This window comes from Microbulbifer salipaludis (genome assembly GCF_017303155.1).
In the GTDB taxonomy this organism is placed as follows: Bacteria; Pseudomonadota; Gammaproteobacteria; order Pseudomonadales; family Cellvibrionaceae; genus Microbulbifer; species Microbulbifer salipaludis.
In genome coordinates this window covers 689,699-712,118 of the sequence record NZ_JAEKJR010000002.1, presented here as the reverse complement: position 1 = coordinate 712,118, position 22,420 = coordinate 689,699, and the positions used below count along the sequence as shown (strand labels likewise).

At 61.2% G+C, this 22,420-nt stretch carries 24 protein-coding genes and 4 tRNA genes; 11 read left to right on the top strand and 17 right to left on the bottom strand.

Features of this window, described 5'->3' with window-relative positions; genetic code table 11:
- Positions 1 to 192: 192 nt before the first annotated feature.
- The 6 genes from JF535_RS08740 to msrB all read right to left on the bottom strand — a co-directional run bounded on the left by JF535_RS08740 (position 193) and on the right by msrB (position 2,274).
- A tRNA-Gly gene (locus tag JF535_RS08740) sits at positions 193 to 268 on the bottom strand.
- 77 nt (positions 269 to 345) lie between these two features.
- Positions 346 to 421 (bottom strand) — tRNA-Glu (locus JF535_RS08735).
- An 8-nt stretch (positions 422 to 429) separates the two neighbouring features.
- Positions 430 to 505: transfer RNA gene (locus JF535_RS08730), tRNA-Gly, on the bottom strand.
- Positions 506 to 507: 2 nt separating this feature from the next.
- Positions 508 to 583 (bottom strand) — tRNA-Glu (locus JF535_RS08725).
- Positions 584 to 826: 243 nt separating this feature from the next.
- Entirely contained in the window at positions 827 to 1,732 is a 906-nt protein-coding gene (locus JF535_RS08720) for a DUF1499 domain-containing protein (protein WP_207001268.1), read from the bottom strand.
- A 104-nt stretch (positions 1,733 to 1,836) separates the two neighbouring features.
- A complete protein-coding gene (gene msrB / locus JF535_RS08715; RefSeq protein ID WP_207001266.1) occupies positions 1,837 to 2,274 on the bottom strand; it encodes a peptide-methionine (R)-S-oxide reductase MsrB in 438 nt (145 codons plus the stop codon).
- Positions 2,275 to 2,543: 269 nt separating this feature from the next.
- On the opposite strand from msrB, the gene JF535_RS08710 reads away from it, so the two are divergent.
- Together JF535_RS08710 and JF535_RS08705 are read left to right on the top strand one after the other, a co-directional pair.
- A complete protein-coding gene (locus JF535_RS08710; RefSeq protein WP_207001265.1) occupies positions 2,544 to 3,758 on the top strand; it encodes a pyridoxal phosphate-dependent aminotransferase in 1,215 nt (404 codons plus the stop codon).
- A gap of 48 nt (positions 3,759 to 3,806) precedes the next feature.
- Complete coding sequence (locus JF535_RS08705) at positions 3,807 to 4,202, top strand: hypothetical protein (protein ID WP_207001263.1); 396 nt, start codon at positions 3,807 to 3,809, stop codon at positions 4,200 to 4,202.
- Here the strand turns inward: JF535_RS08705 and JF535_RS08700 are convergent.
- The 5 genes from JF535_RS08700 to JF535_RS08680 are packed head-to-tail and all read right to left on the bottom strand — an operon-like array spanning position 4,199 to position 8,989.
- The gene (locus tag JF535_RS08700) at positions 4,199 to 5,149 is read right to left on the bottom strand and encodes a class I SAM-dependent methyltransferase (RefSeq protein WP_207001261.1); all 951 of its coding nucleotides are present in this window, start codon (positions 5,147 to 5,149) and stop codon (positions 4,199 to 4,201) included. The two genes, JF535_RS08705 and JF535_RS08700, sit on opposite strands and share 4 nt — an antisense overlap.
- A 43-nt stretch (positions 5,150 to 5,192) precedes the next feature.
- Positions 5,193 to 6,365 (bottom strand): NAD(+)/NADH kinase, encoded by a 1,173-nt coding sequence (locus tag JF535_RS08695; protein WP_207001259.1) that lies wholly within the window; start codon positions 6,363 to 6,365, stop codon positions 5,193 to 5,195.
- Positions 6,362 to 7,489: a 4-phosphoerythronate dehydrogenase gene (locus JF535_RS08690; RefSeq protein WP_242523769.1), complete on the bottom strand. Its 1,128-nt coding sequence runs from the start codon at positions 7,487 to 7,489 to the stop codon at positions 6,362 to 6,364. The genes JF535_RS08695 and JF535_RS08690 overlap by 4 nt, the downstream gene beginning before the upstream one ends.
- Before the next feature lie 37 nt (positions 7,490 to 7,526).
- Complete coding sequence (locus tag JF535_RS08685) at positions 7,527 to 8,453, bottom strand: 5'-3' exonuclease (protein WP_207001257.1); 927 nt, start codon at positions 8,451 to 8,453, stop codon at positions 7,527 to 7,529.
- Positions 8,450 to 8,989: an elongation factor P hydroxylase gene (locus JF535_RS08680; RefSeq protein WP_340674149.1), complete on the bottom strand. Its 540-nt coding sequence runs from the start codon at positions 8,987 to 8,989 to the stop codon at positions 8,450 to 8,452. Before JF535_RS08680 ends, JF535_RS08685 begins: the two co-directional genes overlap by 4 nt.
- 619 nt (positions 8,990 to 9,608) lie before the next feature.
- Here JF535_RS08680 and JF535_RS08675 point away from each other — a divergent pair.
- A complete protein-coding gene (locus JF535_RS08675) occupies positions 9,609 to 10,295 on the top strand; it encodes a hypothetical protein (protein WP_066966013.1) in 687 nt (228 codons plus the stop codon).
- A gap of 110 nt (positions 10,296 to 10,405) precedes the next feature.
- Here JF535_RS08675 and tusA read toward each other — a convergent pair whose 3' ends face one another.
- Positions 10,406 to 10,636, bottom strand: coding sequence for a sulfurtransferase TusA (gene tusA / locus JF535_RS08670; protein ID WP_207001255.1), 231 nt, complete (start codon positions 10,634 to 10,636; stop codon positions 10,406 to 10,408).
- A 183-nt stretch (positions 10,637 to 10,819) separates the two neighbouring features.
- Here tusA and JF535_RS08665 point away from each other — a divergent pair, with 183 nt between their 5' ends.
- The gene (locus JF535_RS08665) at positions 10,820 to 11,104 is read left to right on the top strand and encodes an antibiotic biosynthesis monooxygenase family protein (RefSeq protein WP_066966018.1); all 285 of its coding nucleotides are present in this window, start codon (positions 10,820 to 10,822) and stop codon (positions 11,102 to 11,104) included.
- On the opposite strand, the gene JF535_RS08660 is transcribed toward JF535_RS08665, so the two are convergent.
- The 3 genes from JF535_RS08660 to JF535_RS08650 form a co-directional block, all read right to left on the bottom strand.
- Complete coding sequence (locus JF535_RS08660) at positions 11,082 to 11,732, bottom strand: alpha/beta family hydrolase (protein ID WP_207001254.1); 651 nt, start codon at positions 11,730 to 11,732, stop codon at positions 11,082 to 11,084. The genes JF535_RS08665 and JF535_RS08660 overlap by 23 nt on opposite strands.
- Positions 11,732 to 11,962 carry a YheU family protein gene (locus JF535_RS08655; protein ID WP_207001252.1) on the bottom strand — a complete coding sequence of 77 codons (231 nt, stop codon included), beginning with the start codon at positions 11,960 to 11,962 and terminating at the stop codon, positions 11,732 to 11,734. Before JF535_RS08655 ends, JF535_RS08660 begins: the two co-directional genes overlap by 1 nt.
- A gap of 74 nt (positions 11,963 to 12,036) precedes the next feature.
- Positions 12,037 to 12,843: a class I SAM-dependent methyltransferase gene (locus JF535_RS08650; protein ID WP_207001250.1), complete on the bottom strand. Its 807-nt coding sequence runs from the start codon at positions 12,841 to 12,843 to the stop codon at positions 12,037 to 12,039.
- A gap of 188 nt (positions 12,844 to 13,031) precedes the next feature.
- Between JF535_RS08650 and JF535_RS08645 the strand changes: the two genes are divergently transcribed.
- The 4 genes from JF535_RS08645 (at position 13,032) to mnmC (ending at position 16,816) form a co-directional block, all read left to right on the top strand.
- The gene (locus tag JF535_RS08645) at positions 13,032 to 13,562 is read left to right on the top strand and encodes a glycine cleavage system transcriptional repressor (RefSeq protein ID WP_066966029.1); all 531 of its coding nucleotides are present in this window, start codon (positions 13,032 to 13,034) and stop codon (positions 13,560 to 13,562) included.
- Between the two features lie 149 nt (positions 13,563 to 13,711).
- Positions 13,712 to 14,179, top strand: a complete 468-nt coding sequence (gene trmL / locus JF535_RS08640) for a tRNA (uridine(34)/cytosine(34)/5-carboxymethylaminomethyluridine(34)-2'-O)-methyltransferase TrmL (protein WP_207001248.1) — start codon at positions 13,712 to 13,714, stop codon at positions 14,177 to 14,179.
- A gap of 36 nt (positions 14,180 to 14,215) precedes the next feature.
- Positions 14,216 to 14,737, top strand: coding sequence for a flavodoxin FldB (fldB, locus tag JF535_RS08635; protein ID WP_207001246.1), 522 nt, complete (start codon positions 14,216 to 14,218; stop codon positions 14,735 to 14,737).
- A gap of 9 nt (positions 14,738 to 14,746) precedes the next feature.
- Complete coding sequence (mnmC, locus tag JF535_RS08630) at positions 14,747 to 16,816, top strand: bifunctional tRNA (5-methylaminomethyl-2-thiouridine)(34)-methyltransferase MnmC2/FAD-dependent 5-carboxymethylaminomethyl-2-thiouridine(34) oxidoreductase MnmC1 (RefSeq protein ID WP_207001244.1); 2,070 nt, start codon at positions 14,747 to 14,749, stop codon at positions 16,814 to 16,816.
- A gap of 52 nt (positions 16,817 to 16,868) precedes the next feature.
- On the opposite strand, the gene JF535_RS08625 is transcribed toward mnmC, so the two are convergent.
- Complete coding sequence (locus JF535_RS08625; protein WP_207001242.1) at positions 16,869 to 17,483, bottom strand: DUF502 domain-containing protein; 615 nt, start codon at positions 17,481 to 17,483, stop codon at positions 16,869 to 16,871.
- Between the two features lie 63 nt (positions 17,484 to 17,546).
- Between JF535_RS08625 and JF535_RS08620 the strand changes: the two genes are divergently transcribed.
- Positions 17,547 to 18,332: a glutaminyl-peptide cyclotransferase gene (locus JF535_RS08620; protein ID WP_242523768.1), complete on the top strand. Its 786-nt coding sequence runs from the start codon at positions 17,547 to 17,549 to the stop codon at positions 18,330 to 18,332.
- A 60-nt stretch (positions 18,333 to 18,392) separates the two neighbouring features.
- Here the strand turns inward: JF535_RS08620 and JF535_RS08615 are convergent, their stop codons facing one another.
- Positions 18,393 to 18,845 carry a hypothetical protein gene (locus JF535_RS08615; protein WP_207001237.1) on the bottom strand — a complete coding sequence of 151 codons (453 nt, stop codon included), beginning with the start codon at positions 18,843 to 18,845 and terminating at the stop codon, positions 18,393 to 18,395.
- Between the two features lie 151 nt (positions 18,846 to 18,996).
- On the opposite strand from JF535_RS08615, the gene recQ reads away from it, so the two are divergent.
- Both recQ and aptA read left to right on the top strand, forming a co-directional pair.
- Positions 18,997 to 20,832: a DNA helicase RecQ gene (recQ, locus tag JF535_RS08610; RefSeq protein ID WP_207001235.1), complete on the top strand. Its 1,836-nt coding sequence runs from the start codon at positions 18,997 to 18,999 to the stop codon at positions 20,830 to 20,832.
- Between the two features lie 229 nt (positions 20,833 to 21,061).
- On the top strand, positions 21,062 to 22,396 hold the full coding sequence (aptA, locus tag JF535_RS08605) for an omega-aminotransferase AptA (protein WP_207001233.1): 1,335 nt from the start codon (positions 21,062 to 21,064) through the stop codon (positions 22,394 to 22,396).
- The last annotated feature ends 24 nt before the right edge of the window (positions 22,397 to 22,420 follow it).

Genomic DNA, 22,420 nt, shown 5'->3' with positions numbered 1-22,420 from the left:
AGAGAAGGCGCTATTCAACGCCCATGCGAGGCACATTTCAACCCGAGGCCGAACGGGCAGCGCCCTGCAGTCGCCATGGGGGAGAATGAAGCAGGCCTGCCCGGACCACCGCGGCCGGCAACAGACCCGGCAAAAACATCTGGCCAAAAACGTGCAGGCAAAAAAAAGCCGCTCATTGAGCGGCTTTTATTTTGGAGCGGGAAACCGGGTTCGAACCGGCGACCTCAACCTTGGCAAGGTTGCGCTCTACCAACTGAGCTATTCCCGCGAATTTGACTGGACCGAAAAATTAAATCTCCCGGTCCAGTAATGCAAGGTCGTCGTTGCGTTGCGACCTCGCAGTATTGGCATCCCCAAGGGGAGTCGAACCCCTGTTACCGCCGTGAAAGGGCGGTGTCCTAGGCCTCTAGACGATGGGGACATAGGAACTGGAGCGGGAAACCGGGTTCGAACCGGCGACCTCAACCTTGGCAAGGTTGCGCTCTACCAACTGAGCTATTCCCGCAGTGGCATCCCCAAGGGGAGTCGAACCCCTGTTACCGCCGTGAAAGGGCGGTGTCCTAGGCCTCTAGACGATGGGGACCCAGAATCCTTCATCGGCGTCGCTGAGTGCTTGTGAAAGTTCAGCTGTGCGTCAGAAGTGGGGCGCATTCTATGGACAGCCCGGGGGGCTGTCAACACCCGATTGAAAACTTTTCTGTAAATTTTTCCTTTCCATACAGGGACTTACATAACCACCCGCACAAGGGCCCGCAAACTGGCCCGCCGCCTGCCTGGATTGACCGGGCACCGCGCCACGGTGACCACCGGGCGGCCCATAAAGTGATTAAGGCGCCACCTCCCTGCCTGCGCCCAGGCGCTCCTCGAGCCGCCGCAGGAACTCGCGAATTCGTGCGGCGTTGCTGCCAAAATCCCGCTCGCCGGTGCGAGAGGCCGACCGCATGTCCACCTCGGTTTTCGTCGCAGGGGTAGCGACGACACCCGTGCCGGCATCCTTACCCGCGTCCGAGCCACCCGCCGCGGTTTTCGGGTCGCCACTTGATATCTTCTCTGAGGGCTTATTTTCATCCTTCTTGGTCTCGGTGGACGCCCCCTCCGGGCGGATGCGCACCACAATATCCTGGGTGATCCCCAGGATCGGTGTGCGCGCCACTGCCTCCAGGCGCCCCTGCCCCGCTCTCACCGCAATGACCCGCCAGCCGAGCTCCCGTGCCACCAGTTCTGCGGCGGCCATGACATCGGCCGTGGAGGCCGGCACCACCAGCGTCTGAATATCACGGTAGGCGGGCGTTTCTTTCTGCACCGCTGCCGCGGCCGCGCCCGGGTAGTCGGGACTGTGATCGCCCTTTTCACGCGCGGACAGCAACAGGTCAAACTGGGGAGGGTCCTGCAGGTCGGTGGTAATGTCGTAAAGCGCCGGCGCATTCAGGCTCTGCTGCCCCACCGTATACAGCGGCAGCGCAACGGGAACCAGGCCCAGCACCATGGCCCACAGGGCCGCCGTGCGCGCCTCGCTGTGGCGGCGAATCAGCCCCCACAGGAACACCAGCATGGAGAAGAGCGCCACCGCCACCATAGCGAGCCCCAGACCGCCAAATAGCTTCAGGGCAGACTCCAGCCCCAGCACACCGGTGCGCACGCCCACCACACCCAGGCCAATGCCGGCCAGCAGTGTCCATTGAATGCGGTACAGCCAGCGTCCCCAGTGGCGCGGGCGGCCTGATCGAATCATCTCCGTTCTCCACGCTGCAGCGGCCAATACCGACACGGTAAGCGAGGGCTTACCCCAGTCACGCAGGCCGCAGAACTACCCTTCGACGGTCGGGGCCGGCTCGGTCACTCCGCGCCTGTCTGCGGGTCGTGCTCCGGGTCGCGCTCCGGGTCCTGCTCAGGGTCGTGTTTTACCGACAGTGAATTAACACAATAGCGCAAGCCGGTGGCGGTCGGCCCATCCGGGAAAACATGACCGAGGTGACAGCCACAGTTGGCACACAAGATCTCGGTGCGCTGCATGCCCAGGCTGTTGTCCACGCGCTCCTCAACGACGCCGCTCTTCGCCGCCGCATCAAAGCTTGGCCAGCCGCAGCCCGCATCAAACTTGGACTCCGCGTGGAACAATACCTCCTTGCAGCAACGGCAGCGGTACTTGCCGTCCTCAAAGGTATCCCAGTACTCGCCGGTAAATGGCCGCTCAGTCCCCGCCTCGCGACAAACGCGAAATTCTTCTTCGCTCAGGCGCTCGCGCCAGTAGTTATCGTCTTTTTCTTTTGACATACTGTGACTCCTTTTTTTGCCTGATAAGTCAGTATCCAGCGGCAGTACCCAGCCCGGCCCAACACTTAGCGGCAACACCTTACTCTATCACTGGTGTTTTCCCCATCGCGCCCGGTTCACCCAACCACGTCCGGTGGCTACAAACCGATTCCAAAACTGGCAGAAAAGCCTGCTTAACATCAGGCCCCAGTTAGAAGAATTTGCCCGCCGGAGCGCCGCTGCGCGACGATCCGGTGTACTGTTGAAATGCCTATTTAAAGAACACAGCAATGAAGGATATTCACAAGTCGGAAAAACTCCACGGTGTCTGCTACGAAATACGCGGTCCCGTTATGGAGCAGGCCTCGCGCCTGGAAGAAGAAGGCCACCGGATCATGAAGCTGAACATCGGCAACCCGGCCCCCTTCGGCTTCGACGCACCGGACGAGATCCTCCAGGATGTGATCTACAACCTCTCCCAGGCGCAGGGCTACGTGGAATCCAAGGGCCTGTTTGCGGCACGCAAGGCCATCATGCACGAGTGCCAGAACCTGGGCATCCCCGGTGTGGACATCGACGATATCTACCTCGGCAACGGTGTTTCCGAACTGATCTCCATGTCTACCCAGGCGCTGCTGAATACCGGCGACGAAATGCTGTTGCCGATGCCCAACTATCCGCTGTGGATGGCGGCCACCAACCTCACCGGCGCCAAGCCAGTGCTGTACCGCTGTGACGAGCAGGCGGGCTGGCTGCCGGATATTGATGACATCAAGTCCAAGATTACCCCGCGCACGCGCGGCATTGTGGTGATCAACCCGAATAACCCCACCGGTGCGGTCTACCCGAAAGCCCTGCTGGAACAGATCGTTGAAGTTGCGCGCCAGCACAACCTGGTCATTTTTGCCGACGAGATCTACAGCAAAATCCTGTACGACGATGCCGAGTTCACCCCCATGGGCACTCTCGCCGAGGATGTACTGTGCCTGAGCTTCAACGGCCTTTCCAAATCCTACCGGCTGGCCGGGTTCCGCTCTGGCTGGATGATCATCAGCGGCGCCAAGCACCGCGCGCGCGGGTTCATCGAGGGCATGGACATCCTGTCCTCCATGCGTCTGTGCGGCAATGTACCGGCAATGTTCGCGGTGCAGACGGCGCTTGGCGGCTATCAAAGTATCAAGGACCTGGTGTTGCCCGGCGGTCGCCTGCGCCAACAGCGTGACCTCGCCTACCGGATGCTGAACGATATCCCCGGGGTCAGCTGCGTGAAGCCGCAGGGCGCCATTTATCTGTTTCCGCGCATTGACCTGAACCAACACAAGATCGACAACGACGAAAAGCTTGTGCTCGATTTCCTGCGCCAGGAAAAAATCCTGCTGGTACAGGGCAGCGCCTTCCACTGGGACACGCCCGATCATCTGCGCATCGTGTTTTTACCCCGCGCCGACGACCTTTCCCACGCGATCCAACGCCTCGGCCATTTTCTCGAGCGTTACTCAACGTAAATACGGGCAACAGGTTTAGAGCAGGAAGAACAGGTACGAGAAGAACCGATGCTGGACGATTTACATATCCACGATTTCTACCGCGATGCGGGGCGGATTCTGCTGGCGCTGTTCCAGCAATTCCCCGCCCCGGCCACAATTTATGTGGAAGACATTGCGGGCCCGGACACGCCCGATGAGTTCGGCCTCCATTCCCCCCGCCACCTGGCCTGCCTGGGGGCCATGACCTGGCTGAAGGAATGCGGCTACATCCATTTTTCCCAGGTGGTGCGCCAGGAAGCGGTAGAGGAAGCCACCCTCACCCACCACAGCTTTCTGCTGCTGGTCAGCCGCGGGGAAGATGGCATCAGTAATGCGGCAAAGCTCGATCAGGTCGTGCGGGGCGGTTCTTCACCCCAACTTGAAGAATTGATGGTGGCGCTGATGCAGCGCCTGCAGCGTTAAACCGTCCGGGTGAAGCGGACATGCAGCATTTTTAATGCGGCATCGGGGTCGCTGTCCGGGAAATCGGGGTTTTGCGGCAAGCGTTCCACCACGGAATAACCGGGGTCCGCAGCACTGATCAGTTCGCGAAAATACGCTTCGCTGTGCGCCGGGGAATTCAGCACCAGCAGCAGATCGGCTTCGTCTGCGAGGCAGGCCGGCAGCTTTTCCAGCAACTTCGCGTAATTACTCTCAACCTCAAAGGCACCCCGCTGTCGCGTCGGCGGATCCACAACCGCCAGGCGGAAGGGGCCGCTGCGATCGTAGCGCTTGAAGTCCCGCAATGCGTCCCTCGCCACAAACCGAATAGCCTTCAACGGCAACCGGTTGTACTGGTGGTTCGCCTGGCCGCGTTTCAGTACGCCCTTGTTCAGGTCGATATTCAGAACCTCCGGTGCACCCGCCGCCCGCGCCACCACGGAAAAGGCACAGGTAAACGCAAACAGGTTCAGTAGTTTGAAATCCTCGCCCTGCTCCACCAGCGCACGCACCTGCCGCTCCAGCCACGCGCGACCCGGCTCAATATCCAGAAAGAAGCCGACATTCTGGCGCTCAAAGGTGAGCGGAAACTTTAGTGGCCCGCGACGGGCCAGCGGCGCCTCGACAGGCTCGCCCCATTCCCACTGGATGGGCGCACGCGGCTGGTAACGGCGCTGCACCGCCAGCCCGCTATACCCGAACGGCTGCACCAGCGCCCACAGCTGCTGCGCAAGCACATCCTCACCCTCGTATGCCTCAAACAGAGTCACCAGGATTGCCGGGTGATAGCCGTCGACACACACACGCTCGAATCCCGGATAGCTATTGCCGCGGCCGTGAAACAGACGACGGCTGTCCAGCGCGTTTTCGGTCGGGCGCGATTGTTCGAGCTTGCTGCGCACTTCCTGCAGCAGGGGTTCCCAGTTCACGGTAATGCTTGCCTGTTTTGATGCCGGTTGGAATAGGTAAGATTCACACCATCTCGCCGCTGCCGTCCCCCGACAGCGGGTAAAGGATTTCATCGCGGTAGCCGGTAACCACGGGAATAAAACCGCTCCAGGCTTCATCCAGGGATGGGTTGCCACTGTCGATCAGTAATGGACGGCCGCCGAGTTCGGTGATCTTGGTTTTGGTAGCGACCACCATTAAATGGTCCCGTCCCACCGCCTGTAGCACCGCGGGCGACAGCTGCTGGTTGCCCCGCCCGATCAGGTGCCCCTGGCCACCGATGGCGGTAAGAACAATCTTTACCGGATTTTCCGCATTCTCTTCGCGGTGGCGGCGGATGGCGTCTTCTATCTGCAGCGCGTTGACGTCTGCAGCCAACAGGTTGCCCCCCTGCCATAGATCCACCCCCAGCAGCGTGCCCTCGGCACCCAGCTCGGACAACACCGCCAGCGTGGTAGAGCCCGGGCCAAAAATGTACAGGGTGTTGGGGTCCTGCTCGTCCATTTGCTCGATAATTCCAGCGGCGATGTCCGCCACCGCCAGCTCTTCTACTTCGCGCCCCGCATTTTTTACCGCCTGCAGAAAGTGCCCTTCTTCCGGCACCAGCAGCTCGCCGTAGTAGCGGGTACTCACCCGCCCTTCGCGGAACGACTTTTCATCAATATCGCGCACTTCCCGCTGGTGCAGGTCCACCAGCTCCCCGGCCATCAGCCGTCTCAGCACTTCGCCACCGGCTTTGGGGGAAATGGCGAAGCAGGCGGAATGCATTTTCACTCCGGCGGGAATACCCAGTACCGGGAAGTTGTCCCCCAGGGCATTGACCATATTGCGCGCGGTGCCATCGCCACCGGCAAACACAATCAGGTCGGCACCCGCTGCGCGAATGGCCCTGGCCGCAGCCTCGCTGTCCTCCGGGGTAGAGCGACCGGACTCGGCGGCGCCCACAACGGCCACGGAAAATCCCAGTGCACGCGCCAGCGTCTCGCCCATGTCTCCGGCGTAGGTAACGATTTCCAGTGCGTCCGCAAATGGCCGCAGCGCCTGCAGGGCGATCTCGGCGCGCTTGTGCGACTGCGGTTGAATGCCGGCCTGCAGCGCACGCGCAACGGTGTCCACACCATCGCTGCCCTTCAGGCCCGCCGGGCCGCCAATACCAGCCCAGGGGTTGATGATCAGTCCAAGTTTTTTCAGTTTCACTTTAACCCCAGTATTTCCAGTTGCTCGCGTGTGGACGCGTCCAGGTGTGGCGCCTCCAGCCGATAGTGGGAGAACTCCAGCCGCTTGGGGTATTGCTTGCGCAGCTGGTCGAAGGCGCTCGCCATCGAAGGGCCACCGGCCTGTGCGGCTTGCGCGGCCGCGCGCAACCGCTGGTCGTCGCCACGGGGGTCGTACATTGCCAATAACAGTGCGCGGATCGCCGCAAAGCCGGTCTCTCTGGTGCCAATCACCCGCGGTGAAGCGGTGGAGCCGGCCTGCACCTGCACTGCGGGCAGCGCAAGCGCACGGCACAGGGCCTCGCGCACCATGTGCGTGCCGGCCAGTTTGCCGTCGTGGCTATAGCCCGCTATGTGGGGACTGCCCAGATCCACCCGCGACAACAGGTCGAGGTCAATGTCCGGTTCGTTATCCCAGACATCCAGCACACAGGTAAACGGTCTTGCCTGCGCCAGCAGCGCGGACAGCGCGGCGTTATCAATCACCGCGCCGCGACCGGCACTGATCAGTACCGCGCCGGGTTTGATCGACGCCAGCGCCTGGTCATCCAGCAGGTGCAGGCTCGGATGTGCACCGTCCCCGACCAGCGGCGCGTGCAGGCAGATCACATCCTGCTGCAGCACCGTTGCCAGTTCTGCCGCATCGGGATTATTGGCGAGCCAGGGGTCATAAATTTTGCAGGCGACGCCCAGCGCGCGCAGTTTCCGCTGCAGCGAACCGCCCACATTGCCACAGCCGACAATACCGAAGCTGCGATCACGCCAGTCCACATCCAGTGCCGCCAAGACACAGAAGACGTATTCCACCACCGAGTTCGCGTTGCACCCCGGCGCAGCGCTCCAGTGAATACCCTGCTGCTCCAGCCATACGGTATCCAGGTGGTCGGTGCCGATGGTGCAGCTCCCCACGAAACGCACCGGCGTACCCTCAAGTAGCGCTTTGTCCACCCGGGTCACCGAGCGCACCAGCAGAATATCCGCGTCGGCCAGTTGCGCACGGGTCATGTTGCGACCGGGCACCCGGGTAATGGTGCCCAGGTCGGCAAACCAGGTTTCGAGGCCGGGGATATTTTCGTCGGCAACAATGCGCATTGGTTGATCTTGCATTGGTTGATCGTGCATAGAAGTCACTTCAATATGGCCGTCATGAGGGCACCGCACCTGCCGCAACGGGTTCGGACGCCGCGCCCAAAACGCGGTGTATTTTCCGGGCCAGGCCACCGATGCCAAATTCCTCGGCCACCGCCACGGCCAGCTCCGGTTGTGGCGCCCGGTAGGCCAGGCCGGCCAGGTCCGCCCCGGATTGCAGCGGCACGGCATATTCCAGCGTGGCCAGCTGGTGGGCCATGCGGATTTGCTCCGCGTGCGCCGCAATTTTTGCCGCGACACCGGCGGCGCCGCGAATCTTCAGGGTTGCCACCTGGTCCACATTGGCGATCAGTGCATCGACCCCCTCAAACGCCGCCAGCAGATGCGCGGCGGTCTTGGCGCCGATTCCCGGCACTCCCGGTATATCGTCGATCGCATCGCCCACCAGGGCCAGATAGTCTGCAATCTGCGCGGGGCGCACCCCAAACTTGTGCTCAATCGCCTCTCGCCCGAGATATTGATCGGCAGCAAAGTCCCACAGGCTGGCGGCACCACGGTCGAGCAACTGCCCCAGGTCTTTGTCCCGGGTGACGATCAGTGGCGCACATCCGCCATCCACACATGTGCGGGTGAGGGTTGCCAGAATGTCGTCGGCCTCGTAACGGTCACTGGCAAAACTGGCAATTCCCAGCACCTCGGCCATTTCACGGCAGGCCGCCAGCTGGAAGGCCAGCGCCTCATCCGGCAAAACGCGGCTACATTTGTACTCCGGGTAGATATCGTTGCGAAAGCAGCTGCCGAGGGATTCATCGAACGCGCACGCCATGTACGCCGGCTTGCGGGCAAGCAGATCGAGCAGGAAGTTGCTGAAGCCGTACACCGCTTCGGTGGTGTAACCACTGCGGCTCTCCCAGTTGGGCGGCAGGGCAAAGTAGTAGCGGAAAATATAGACCGAGGCATCCACCAGGTAGGCTTGGCTCATGCCAGATCCTCCAGACGGTAGCGCTCCGCCTGCAACGGGTCTGGGCGGGCAAATGCCGAGGCCAGCGCGCGGGCAAACCGGGTGGCCCGCGAGTTGGCACCCTCTACACAAAAACGCTGGGCCTGCTGCCAGACATCCCGCTTGAAGCGCTCGCTGGGACCCAACCCCGCGTCCAGATTGTCCGCACTCACGCGGAACTTGAGGCCGCAGGCCACAGAAAAGATCCACTCCAGCGCCTGGGGCTTTACCTCGACACGCTCGAATTCCGCCTGCTGCTCGGCGCTGCGCCCATCCGGCGCGTACCAGTAGCCGTAATCCGGCTGTAAACGGCGCTCCGCCCCCGCCACACACCAGTGCGCCGCTTCATGCAAGGCACTGGCGGCGTAGTCCAGTGTGAACTCCACCTGGTGGGTTTCCTGAGAATCGATACCGGCCGGCCGGTAGAACGGCTCCTGGAATCCACCGATCAGGCGCGTATTGAGACCATCTGGCGCAGAGAAACAACCATTAAAGACCATGACTATCTGTTCAGTCACAGAAAAGCGCGGTTCACACCGGGTTTTAGCCGCAACACGATCGTGGTGGTACGGAACTTGCTCATCCAAAACTGTAACCGGCGCGGCTTGTGACAACATGGACTCCTGACAATCGGCTCCTGGCAACTCAAGTACGGCGAACGGGTCACGCCAGCGCGTGGCAGGGTCCCGATGCCCGGATGGCGCGGACTATAGCAGCGGGCACCGCGGGATCAAGCGCGGATCCGCCTGACGTGCCGCGCCGGTTTTCCGCCCCGGCCCACAGTGGGCCCAAACTGTTCACCACGAGCACATCCGCTCCATACACCCACCCGCAACCACAGGAGGATAATCAAACCAAAAGAACACACTTCCGCTGGTTGTATTTCTGCGGATCAGAATATACCTTTGAACATAGGGATACCGGAAACCAGCGGCTACTCAACGCAATCTTCACGACGGTGTCGAGTGGTTGTTTACGGTTGCGGTACCGGCTTCCCAGGGGGGCAAAAAGGCGCTCCCGGAGTCAGGATTCGGCGATTGGCCGCCCGGCCCTCGCACGTTATCCGTACGCCGGCTGCATCTAATAAGTAGTACAAGACCTTCCCGCCCTACTACCGGCCCTGCTAGGAGGTGCGCTATGACCGACCACAGAACCAATAACGTGGTTGACCTCTTCACCGGCAAGCCCATCGAGACTTCTGAGAATTTGCGGTTTATTCGCCTTTCTCCGGAGCTGGACGGCTTGGAAATGCTCTACTCCAACAATTCCAGTGGAACGGACCTCTACAGCCTGAAAATTCTTTGCTGGGGCCTGCGTGCCAACGGCGAGATTGTCGGACTGGTTCCCTGGCTGAACGCCATTGTCGCCTGCCCGGATATCCAGGATCCCCTGGATGGACGGTTTGAAGGCTACTATGACCCGGGCATCGAGGAAATTTTCCACGAAGCTCCCATCCACAAAATCGTCGAGCTGGAGACTGCGGCGGAATACTTCGAGTACGAAAGCAATCAGGCGGATGAGGTTGTGCAGGAGATCCCCGACACCATTGGTACCCATGCGGTATTCATGGATGCCGGTAAAGAGAACCTGACCCTTACCGAAGTGGTGAGCTGGCGTCTTTTTGCCAGCGGTGAGATCCACGGCATGCTGATTGATCACGACAGCGTGGAGACCACGCCGGTTCTGCCCGGGGATGACTGCCTGTACGCGGCGCAGGAGTCCGAGTGTTTCCGCTACTTCTTCCAACACCACATCGCCAACAAGATCAAATCCGAGGACCCAGAGGCCCTGGCTGCGATTGCGGCGCTTGTCACTTCGCCCTAACTTACTTCCCTCTCACACATGTAAAACAAGGGCGACCAGTGGTCGCCCTTGTTATTTCCGGCTTCTTTCGCTCTTGGATTATTTCGCTCTATTGTGGAGGCCAAGCTGCACTAATCGGCCTTCTTTATCCAGTAGACAAATTCATCATTGTCTTCTTCATGCCTTACCAGCTCGTAACCGAGAAACTGGCAAAACTTGGGTACGTCCCGCTGGGTGGACGGGTCGGTGGCGAGCATCTGCAATACTTCACCGGCCGCCACCTTGCGGACTGCGGCGTGGAGCATCATGACGGGTTCCGGGCACAGCAGGCCACGGGCATCGAGTGTGTGTTGTGACTTCATGTACCTATTGTCCGGGATTTACGCCAGCGCGTCACCTGCAGCCCTGCCTGACTGGCCAGAACGTCTGGTCATATCCGCTAAGCCCCTCGCCGAGCGGCACCGAAAAAGACTAAACTGCAGCCATCCGAATCGCCACCCGGCGATTCGCACACACGACATTGCAGTGAGGACGAGAGCGCAGTCATGATTTATGTTTTGATCGAACGGGAAGTGGCCGAAGACCTGGAATCCACCTACGAGGAAGCCGCCCGCCGACTGCTGACCAATGCGTATCAGACCACCGGTTTCGTCGACGGCCACACCTATACGGAACTGGACAACCCCCGCCGCCGCTTCACCCTGTCCCAGTGGAAATCAGTGCTGCACTGGCAGCAGTGGTACAACAGCGAAGAGCGCCGGGAACAGCTGGCACAACTGGCCCCCATGCTGGCGCACGAGGAAAAGATTACGATTCTCGAGCGCGCATAAACGCCGCCGCATAATCCGCAGTAGCCTGCCAGTGCTGCTGCTGGGTAAAACCGCTGGCCTTGCGCGGCTTGAAGTCGTGGTCCCCATCTTCCAGCCAGGCCAGCGCAATGGCGGAAGACAACCCGTAATCCGCCACCTCCTCACGGCTCCCCAACTTATCCCGCGTGCCCTGCACAATCAGTGTCGGGCAGGTAAGTGTTTGCAGGTGCTCGGTGCGCAGCTTTTCCGGCTTGCCCGGCGGATGAAAGGGGTAGCCCAGGCACACGGCACCGGCCACGGCGCCCCGCTGATAATTCTCCTGCGCCAACATGCTGGCCACCCGGCCGCCCATGGATTTACCACCGATAAACAGTGGCGCTGCGGGTAACTCCTCCGCTACCCGCGCGATGTGCACCTGAAATGCCTCCAGCAGCACATCCATTTTGTTGGGCGGACGGCGCTTACCCGTCACACGCCGCTCTGCCATATACGGAAACTCAAACCGCACCACACCGATACCCTGCATCGCGAGCATGTGTGCCAACGCCTGCATGAAATCGCTGTCCATCGGCGCACCGGCACCGTGGGCAAACAGAAACCAGGCAGAGGGACTTTGCGTAGGTTTATCCAGCAGCCAGTCAGCCGACATCAGGAAGCTCCGCCTGCGGGGATGTCTTCGGCAAGAATTAAATTGATCGACTCCTCACCGGGCTCAAACCAGATCACCACAGACTTGTTGTGCAACTGCCGCCGCAGGTTGGCCACCTTGTCGGCCAGGCTCACCTCGCGCTCGCCGTAATCGGTACCGTCACGGGTGGCGTATTCCTCCAGCAGGTTCTGCAGGGTTTCCGGGTCGAGTTGATGGTGCGGAATAATCATTGGCTACCTGTCAATTACTGATAAAAAAATGCCCCGGGGTTCCGGGGCATTTTAGCTTCAATCCAAAAGAGGTATCAGGACTTGGGCTTGCGGAACCTCAAGGTCATACGATCACTTTCGCCGATCGCCAGATACTTGTCTTTGTCTTCATCGCCCAGGCGCAGAGAGGGCGGCAGGGTCCAGACACCTTTCGGATGGTCCGCGGTGTCTTTCGGATTTGCATTGATCTCGCTGGCTTCTTCCAGCTCAAAGCCGGCATTTTTCGCCAGCTCGATCACGTAATCCTGTGTTACATAGCCGCTCTTTTTCATGTCTTCGCGGCTGGTGCCCGGCTTAGCACGGTGCTCCACAACACCTAGCACACCACCCGGCTTCAGCGCCTTGTAAAAGGTCTTGAAGGCCGCCTGTTCATTGTTGCCACCCATCCAGTTGTGCACGTTGCGGAAGGTCAGTACGGCGTCTGCGGAGCCCGCCGGCGCAATCTCGCTGTCGCCACCCGGTGCAAACTCGGTCAATTTTACCGCGCCGTACATGTCTTTCTTTTCCGCCATGCGCTTTTCAAAGGCTTCGCGGGAGCGCTTGAAGTAGCCAACCTGGGTGTCCTTGGGGAAATGCGCCGCATAGAAAGTGCCTTCGTCTTTCAGTGCGGGGGCCAGAATCTCCGTGTACCAGCCGCCGCCCGGCCAGATCTCGACAACCGCCATGTCCGGCTTCACCTGGAAGAATTCCAGGGTTTCCGCGGGGTGCCGGTACTCGTCACGCGCGGCGTACTTCGCGGTGCGATGCTCGCCGTCAATCGCCTGTTGCAGCGGATTGGCTTGCGCCGCGCCCGCCATGGATACCGCACAGGCCATACCGGCCACCCAATGAATCAGTTTCATCCAAGACTCTCCTGTAAATTATTCTTCCCACGGCCGCTGATTCAACACTGCTGGCGGCCCCTTGTAAAGACAGTGCCCTGCGTTGCCAGTTCCCCGGCGAGTGATTGGCAGAACTTTGCCCACCGGGGGTCACACTGGCTACAATTCACCAAGTTAATCGATTTAGCAGTGCCAGTAAGGAAACCCTCATGCAACAGCACCTTGTCATTTCCATCATCAGCGACGACAAACCCGGTGTGGTGGAAATGCTCTCCTCCGCGGTAGCGGAAAATGGCGGCAACTGGGAAGACAGCCGGATGGCGCACTTTGCCGGCAAGTTTGCCGGTATCCTGCGGGTCAGTGTGGCGGCGGGCGATAGTGCGGCCCTGAAGGACGCTCTGCAGAATCTGGCGGGAGATGACTTCAAACTGCAGATCGAGGACGCTCTTGCGGTGGCTGCCGATTCCCGCCAGACCCTGCAACTGAAGCTGGTGGGCAACGACCGCCCGGGTATCGTCAAAGAGATTTCCCGCGCCCTGGCCGCGCGCAAGATCAATATGGAAACACTGGACACCCGCTACGGCAGCACGCCCTGGAGTGGCGAGCCGCTGTTTACCGCCGAGTGCACCATCAGCGTTGCCGAGGATGTGAGCATCGACGGTCTGCACGACGAGCTGGATGAGATCGCCGACGAGTTGGGAGTCGAGATCGACTGCGAAGAAACCTCCTCCGCGCTATAATCCCCGCCAATCATCGCCAATAGCCATGGCCACGTCTCGGGTGGCCTTGAAGATGGTCTCGTGGCAGCACCCGGTAGCGGTACCTACGGCGAACCATCACTAGATAATCCGGTGCTGGCATAGTTGCCAACGCCTAAGCGCCTCTAACCATGTTCAAAATCGTGCTCTACCAGCCGGAAATTGCGCCCAATACCGGCAATATCATCCGCCTGTGTGCCAATACCGGTGCCGAGCTGCACCTGATCGAACCCCTGGGGTTCGCCATGGACGACAAGCGCCTGCGCCGGGCGGGGCTGGACTATGCGGAATACAGCCGCGTGGTGCGCCACCGCGACTGGGAAGCCTTCGTGAAATCGGAGCAGCCGAAGCGGGTATTGGCGCTCTCCACCAAGGGCAGTCGTCCGCACTCGGAGATCGAGTTCCGCGCTGACGACGCTATTGTGTTCGGCCCGGAGACCCGCGGTCTGCCCGCCGAATTTCTGGCGGCGACCGGTCCTGAGCACACCCTGCGCATCCCCATGTGCGCAAACAGCCGCAGTATCAATCTTTCCAATGCGGCGGCCATTGTCATTTATGAGGCCTGGCGCCAGCTGGGCTACATCAACGCCCAGGGCTGAGCGATCCGCTCAGGCTGAACCAACAACCAGAGTTTTATGCGCGCACCTATCGGACTTTTTTACGGCTCAAGCACCTGTTACACGGAGATGGCGGCGGAGAAAATTCGCGACCGCCTCGGCGAGGAGTGGATCGATCTGCACAATGTGGCGGATGACGATATTGCGCAGATGCAGGACTACGACTTCCTGATCCTCGGCATTCCCACCTGGGACTATGGTGAACTGCAGGAAGACTGGGAAAACTGCTGGGATCAGCTGGCACAGCTGGACCTGAGCGGTAAAACCGTGGCCCTGTACGGCCTGGGCGACCAGGAAGGCTATCCCCAGTGGTACCAGGATGCCCTGGGCTACCTGCATGCACAGGTGGTTGCCATTGGCGCCAAGGCCGTCGGTTACTGGCCCGTTGAGGGTTACCAGTTTGAGGAATCCAAAGGGCTGACCCCGGACGGCAGCCACTTTGTGGGCCTTGCCCTGGACGAGGAAAACGAGTTTGACCGCAGTGACGAGCGCCTCGACCAGTGGTGTGCTCAGGTCATGCGCGAATTCGGCCTGCAGTGACCGCCACCCATGCCTGACAACAGCAAGCCACCGGTGCACCACGCTCAGCTGGAGTGGCGCGAAAACGGCCAGCCGGCATCCACCGCGTTTGACGATATTTATTTCTCTACCGCTTCCGGCCTGGAGGAAACCCGCCACGTTTTCCTCGCACAAAACCAGCTGGCACAGCGCTGGAGCGCACTGGAAAGCGGCGCACGCTTCACCATTGGCGAGACCGGCTTCGGCACCGGGCTCAATTTTCTCGCTGCCTGGCAACTGTGGCGACAGCTGGCACCTACCAACGGGCAATTGCACTTTGTCAGTGTGGAAAAATTTCCCCTGCACCCCGAGGATCTGGCCCGGGCACTGGCCATGTGGCCGGAGCTTGCAGACCTCAGCGACCAGCTCATTGCGCAGTACCCGGACTTCCTCGCCGCCGGCGTGCACCGCCTGAGGTTTCCCCACGGGGTCTACCTGACCCTGATCATCGACGAAGCCAGCCAAGGTTTCGAGCAACTGCGACTGGACGACCCGGGCAGGGATCGGGTGGTCGATGCCTGGTTCCTGGATGGCTTTGCGCCCGCGAAGAATCCGGACATGTGGAGTGAGGCACTGTTTCAGGCGATCGCCAACCTGAGCGCGCCCCACGCCACCTTTGCCACCTTCACCTGCGCCGGCATCGTCAAGCGGGGCTTGAAGTCCGCGGGCTTTTCCCTGCACAAGGTGCCCGGTTTTGGGCGCAAGCGGGAAATGCTGCGCGGAGACTTTGCGCCGCCGGCAAACGAGGCACCGCACAGCCACGCAGCCACCCCCTGGCACCTGCCCCCGTCAAACCTTTTAGCAGACCACCTAGCAGACCAGGCAACAGAACCTGCCGCGCCGCAATCGGTGGCCATTATCGGTGCCGGTATTGCCGGGGCCGCAGCGGCGCGCGCGCTGGCGGAGCGCAACCTGAACGTCACTGTGTTCGAGCAGGGGCCGGCCCCCGGCAGCGGCGCGTCGGGCAATGACCAGGGCATCCTGTACGCAAAGCTCTCCCCCAAGCCCGGCCCCAATGGCGACTTCAACCTGCTCGCCCTGCAATTTGCCCAGCGCTTCTACCCGACCCTGTGTCCGCACGCGGTGCACTTTGACGGCTTGCTGCAGTTGGCACAGACAGAAAAAGAGCAGCAACTGCAGCAACAAGTGGTCGCGCAGCTTGGCCTCGACCGCCACACACCGCTCGCGCAGCCGGTCACGGCCAGCGAGGCGAGCGTACTTGCCGGCGTTCCCCTGACGGCGCCCGGCCTCTACTTCCTCCGCGCGGGCTGGCTCCGCCCGAGCCGGGTCTGTGCCGCGCTGCTCGACCACCCGAATATCGAAACCCGCTGCAACACACGGGTGACAGACGCCAACCATCGCGATGGCCAGTGGCAACTAGGCGTGCAGCAAGACCCGGAGCCTCACGCCTTCGACGCCCTGGTGCTGTGTACCGCCAACAGCAACCGGCAGTTTGCGCAAACCGCGCCCCTGCCCCTGCAGCCCATACGCGGCCAGGTGTCCTTTGCCGCGGCAACGGACACCTCGCAAAAACTGAAACTGGCGCTGTGCGCCGAGGGCTACATCGCCCCTGAGAATCCGGGCCAGGGCCAGTCGAGCCACAGTTTTGGCGCCACCTTTAAACTGAAGCAGACCGACACCGATATTCGCGCGGAAGAACACGAGGACAACCTGCGCACGCTGGCCACCCTGCTCCCGGATATCGCCGACGAGTTCCGCTCGCAGCCTTTGCGTGGCCGCGCTGCGCTGCGCGCGGCCACACCGGACTACCTGCCCATGGCCGGCCCGGTGGCGGAGTGGGAAGCGCTCGAAGCCACCTATCACCCGCTGCGCAAAAACCGCAAACAGCGCATTGACCAGCGCACGCCGTATCAGCCAAACCTGTACGTGATGGCCGGTCTCGGGTCTCGTGGATTTACCTACGCGCCGCTGGCGGCGGAAGTGCTGGCGGGCTGGATAAGCGGGGGGGTAATGCCAGTATCACAGGAACTGGTGAAGGCGTTGCACCCAATGCGCTTTGCGATTCGCGCACTGGGTAAAAACCGGCCACTACACGACTAGTAACGCAAAGATTCAGCCGAGAGGAATGGCGGCGCTATTCGCCAATGATTGGTCACTCCGGAGGCGCCAGCAACGGACCGCTGCCCGAACCGCAGGCAACGATGGATTTCATCGCCGCCTCCACGGTGACATGAGGCAGGATCTCAACGCATTCCGGGGGCAGATGGTAGACAAACCCGGAGGTGGGGACCGGCGCGGTGGGCACGTACACCGTGAAGTCGCCATTGGCATGTTGCGAGGTCACGATAGCCGTAACCGACAGGGGATTACCGGCACCGTGAATCCGCGCCCGCGCCACCGGCCCGGACAACACGCCTTCACTGCCACCACCGCCAATAAACTGCAGTACTAGCTCCTTGATGGTGCTGTAACCCGGTGCCACCTTGCCCAGCCAGTAGTCCAGATGCCGGTGCGCCCAGCGCCCAACACTGGTCTTTACCAGCAGGCCAATCACAAAGCACAAGCCGAGAATCAGCGCTATCACCAGCAGGCGTGCGAAGTTATCCTTGAAGCGCGTGTGCGCCTGCATCCACTCCGCTGCCGGCGCCACCATTTCGCTGATCTGGCCAAACAGCCACTGGAACAGCATCACAAATATGGCAATCGGCAAGACCACCGCCAGGCCGCCCAGCAGGGTCAGGGTCACAAATGTTTTTATTCTGGTCATAAATTACAGTACTGAACTGGAAATCGTTAAACAGGGATCAACTTACGCACTATGCGCGCCGCATTGAAATCTGTCATCCGGCAAGCCGCCAACCGGGCCGCCGCCTTGCTGCTGGTGCTGAGCAGCCACAGCCACGGGGCCGAGCCGGTCGAGTACACACTGCTCGAGAGCAAGGCCCGGCCCGCTGACCACTTCACCCAGGGGCTGTATTTCGATGGCGAGCGCTGGCTGGAAAGCAGCGGTCTCTACGGCCGCTCCTGGCTCGCGGAGTATACCGACCCGGGCAGCAATCCTCTAAGGCGCAAATGGCTGGCCGGCAACCGCTTTGCCGAAGGGCTCGCTGTGCTGGGGAACAAACTGTACCTGCTGACCTACCGGGCGGGAGAAGTGCAGATCTACAACCGTGCGTCCTTTGCCCTCGAGCAGGTGCTGCGCTACCGGGGTGAAGGCTGGGGCCTGACCACCGATGGCCAGCAGCTGATCATGAGCAACGGCAGTGACACCCTGGTATTTCGCGACCCGGAAACCTTTGAGGTTACCCGGCGGGTACAGGTCCATGGCGGCGGACAAACCTGGGCGCAGCTGAACGAACTGGAGTATGTGCACGGCCTGATCTGGGCCAATATCTGGCAGGACCCGCGGATCATCGCCATCGATCCCGCGAGTGGAGAAGTCAAAGGGGTGGTGAATCTGGAAGCATTGCAGCGCGACAGCCTGCAGGGCAGGCGCCACATTGATGCGGTAGCCAACGGCATCGCCTGGGACCAGGCGCACAATGGACTCTGGGTAACCGGTAAATACTGGCCGGCGCTCTACCTGATTCGGCCAAGGGGGCTGGGGTTCGAATAGCCGTGGTGCCCGGCGCCGTTACCGCGCCGGACACGCACCGCGTTCACCAATGAACGCGACTCAGTTCCGGAAATAATCGATTACCGTCAGATAGCCACCGCTGCGGATGGATTCCAGCGCGGGCCCGCGCACACTCAGCCGGTATCCTCGGTACTGGCGCTCCACGGTCACTCCGTCCATCCCCTCGGCGCCGTCAAACAGCATGGCGTTATCACCCTCGGCCCCGCGCCACTGGATGCCTTCGATATTGCGCATCCCGGGCAGCTCGATGGTCACCGCCTGCAGGTGTCCCGGCAACGCACGCAGCTGCATGCTGGCGATACCGGACGAGGTCGCCATCGAGTAATTGAGCTGGTTGGCCGGTGCCGGTTTCCAGCCGAGGTGGGTATCCGCCACCGCGGACTGCGCGAGGTTGCGCGGGTTGATGGGTTCGGGAGCCTGCGAGATGCAACCGGCCAGAAAGACGACTGCGGTAAGTGCCCCCGGAACAAGCGTAGATTTTATGGTTCTCATTGCACGCATAGCTTTATCCCTGTCTATGTCGGCGTTGCGAGGATTATAGATCATCGTCACAAAATTATGAGGTAAGGTGCGCCAAATGTTGGACAACAGATTGCCATGCCTGGTTCGCCGCTGGTGAGGCCCAGGGGGTATACTCCGCCCCATGACAGAGACACCCGACGCGCAAAGCCCCCACTACATCCTCGAACACACCTTTGGCTACACCGGCTTTCGAGGTGACCAGCAGGACATTATTGAATCCCTGGTACGCGGCGAAGACGCCTTGGTACTCATGCCCACCGGTGGCGGCAAGTCCCTGTGTTATCAGATCCCCGCCCTGGCCCGCCCCGGCTGCGGTATCGTGATCTCTCCGCTGATCGCACTGATGCAGGACCAGGTAGAAGCACTGCGGGCCGCGGGTGTGTCGGCGGCCTTTCTGAACTCTTCCCTGGACTTCCGCAGCGCACAGGAGATCGAGCAGCAATTGCTGGGTGGCGAGCTGAAACTGCTGTACCTGGCACCCGAGCGCCTGCTGCAGCCGCGCACCCTGGAACTGTTGGCACAGGCCGAAGTAGCCCTGTTTGCCATCGATGAGGCGCACTGTGTCAGCCAGTGGGGACACGACTTCCGCGCGGACTACCTGCAGCTCTCCTGCCTGCACCAGCGTTTTCCTCAGGTACCGCGGGTGGCCCTGACCGCGACCGCGGACCAGCGCACCCGGCAGGAAATCGCCCAGCGCCTCGACCTGAGTGATGCGCGACACTTCATCAGCAGCTTCGACCGCCCCAACATCCAGTACCGCATTGCCCCCAAGAACAATCCCAAACGCCAGCTGCTGCAGTTTTTGAACACCGAGCAGCAGGGGCATGCCGGGGTGATTTACTGCCTGTCTCGCAACAAGGTGGAGTCCACCGCCGAATGGCTGCAGCAGCAGGGGTTCAACGCCCTGCCCTATCACGCGGGCCTGCCGTCCGAGGTGCGCGCCGAGCACCAGCGCCGCTTCCTGCGCGAGGAAGGCGTGGTAATGGTGGCCACCATTGCCTTTGGCATGGGTATCGACAAACCCGATGTGCGCTTCGTCGCCCACCTGGACCTGCCCAAAAGCGTCGAGGCCTACTATCAGGAGACCGGCCGCGCCGGCCGCGATGGCGACCCGGCTACCGCCCTGCTGCTCTACGGGCTGGAAGATGTGGTGAAACTCAGCCAGATGGCCGCCACCTCGGAAGGCAATGAAGAGCACAAGCGCCAGGAGCGGCAACGGCTGGATGCCATGCTGGGCCTCTGCGAGATCACCAGCTGCCGCCGTCGTGCGCTGCTGCGCTACTTCAATGAGACACTGGAAGCTGATTGCGGCAACTGCGATACCTGCCTGGAGCCGCCCGCCACCTGGGATGCCAGCGACGCCGCGCGCAAGCTGATGTCGAGCATCTACCGCACCGGACAGCGCTTCGGCGCCGCCCACGTCATTGATGTACTGCGCGGCGCCGACACCGAGAAGATCCGCCAGTTCAACCACAACCAGCTCTCCACCTACGGTATCGGCAGTGACCTGAGCGCCAACGAATGGCGCGCGGTGACCCGCCAACTGGTGGTGCGCGGCTACCTGCAGGTCAATGCGGAAGCCTTCAATGCGCTGCAACTCACCGAACAGTGCCGTCCGGTGCTGCGCGGAGAAGAGACACTACAGCTGCGCACCCTGCCCAAGGCGCCCGCCAGGGCTACACGGGAGTCCGCTGGCGCACGCGCAGCGGTGGAGATCGCGGACCACGATCTGCCGCTGTGGGACGCCTTGCGGGCGCTGCGCAAGTCCCTGGCGGAAGAGCGCGGTGTGCCGCCCTATGTGGTGTTTCACGATGCTACCCTGCGCGAAATGCTGACCGCCCGCCCGCGCAATGACGCGGAAATGCTGGCGATTTCCGGTATCGGCGACAGCAAGCTGGCGCGGTTTGGTGCACCGTTTTTCGAGCTGATCCGAGAATTTGACCAGGCCCCTGCCTGAGACCGGCGCGCCACCAGATTACCGGTTAATATATTTAACACTCGGACCGCAAAAAAACTGGCAGCCCCTATTCTCGCTCACCAAACACCCAGATAAGCCTGCCCGGCCACTATAACCGAAGCATTATTCAACTATTGTAAAGTTTATTAATCGCCCCTAAACTCGTCGACATTCAACCGATCGCAATAACTGATCCACAATAAAACCCGTTGATGTCACGAGGTGAACCATGGCTGAACTGAACAGCCTCGCCGGCCTGAGCCCCGCAGAGCTCGAAGCCCACTGGATGCCGTTTACCGGCAACCGCCATTTCAAGTCCGACCCGCGCCTGTTCGTCGCAGCGGAAGGTATGCACTACACCACAGCCGACGGCCGCTCCGTGCTGGATGCTTTCTCCGGTCTCTGGTGCAGCAATCTGGGCCACGGCCGCAAGGAGATCGCCGATGCGGTTTCCAGCCAGCTCACCGGCCTCGACTATTCGCCCGCCTTCCAATTCGGCCACCCCACCGCCTTCAAGCTCGCCAAGCGCCTCGCGGATATGGCACCGGGCGACCTGAACCGGGTGTTCTTCTGTAACTCCGGCTCGGAAGCCGCGGACACCGCGCTCAAGATTGCGCGCGCCTACTGGCGAGCAAAGGGCCGTCCGGAAAAAATTCGCCTGGTGGGCCGCGCCCAGGGCTACCACGGGGTCAACTTCGGCGGCATCTCCGTCGGCGGCATGGTGGGCAATCGCAAAACCTTCGGCCCGGCGCTCGATGTCGATCACCTGCCGCATACCCTGCTGCCGGAAAACGCTTTCTCCCGCGGCCTGCCGGAACACGGCGGTGAAGCCATGGCCAATCGCCTGCTGGATATCATCAACCTGCAGGGTGCCGAAAATATTGCCGCGGTCATGGTGGAACCCTTCGCCGGTTCCGCGGGCGTGATTCTGCCGCCCAAGGGTTACCTGAAGAAACTGCGCGAGCTGTGCAGTGCGCACGACATCCTGCTGATTTTCGACGAAGTCATCACCGGTTTCGGACGCACTGGCTCCGCGTTTGCGGCGCAGGAGTTTGAGGTACAGCCAGACATCATTACCACCGCCAAAGGCATCACCAACGGCGCCATCCCCATGGGTGCGGTTTTTGCCAGCGAAGACATCTACGCAACCTTCATGCAGGGCCCGGAACATATTCCGGAGCTGGCACACGGGTATACCTATTCCGCCCACCCGGTGGCCTGCGCGGCCGCCATGGCGACCCTCGACATTTACGAAAACGAAAAACTGTTCGATCGTGTCAATGAAATGGCACCGTATTTTGAAGAGGCGCTGCACAGCCTGAAGGGCGTTGCGCATGTGGTGGACATTCGCAACTACGGCCTCGCCGGCGCGATCCAGTTACAGCCACGTGACGGCGAACCGGGCAGGCGTGCGATGGAAGTGGTGCTCGAGGCCTACCGCCGGGGCATCCTGCTGCGCTGGACCGGTGATACGATTGCGGTAGCACCGCCGTTTATTATCGAGCGCAATCAGATTACCCAGATCGCGGAAACCCTGCGGGACATCCTGCAAGACACCCAGTAAACCCATTCGTTACAGCCAACGCGC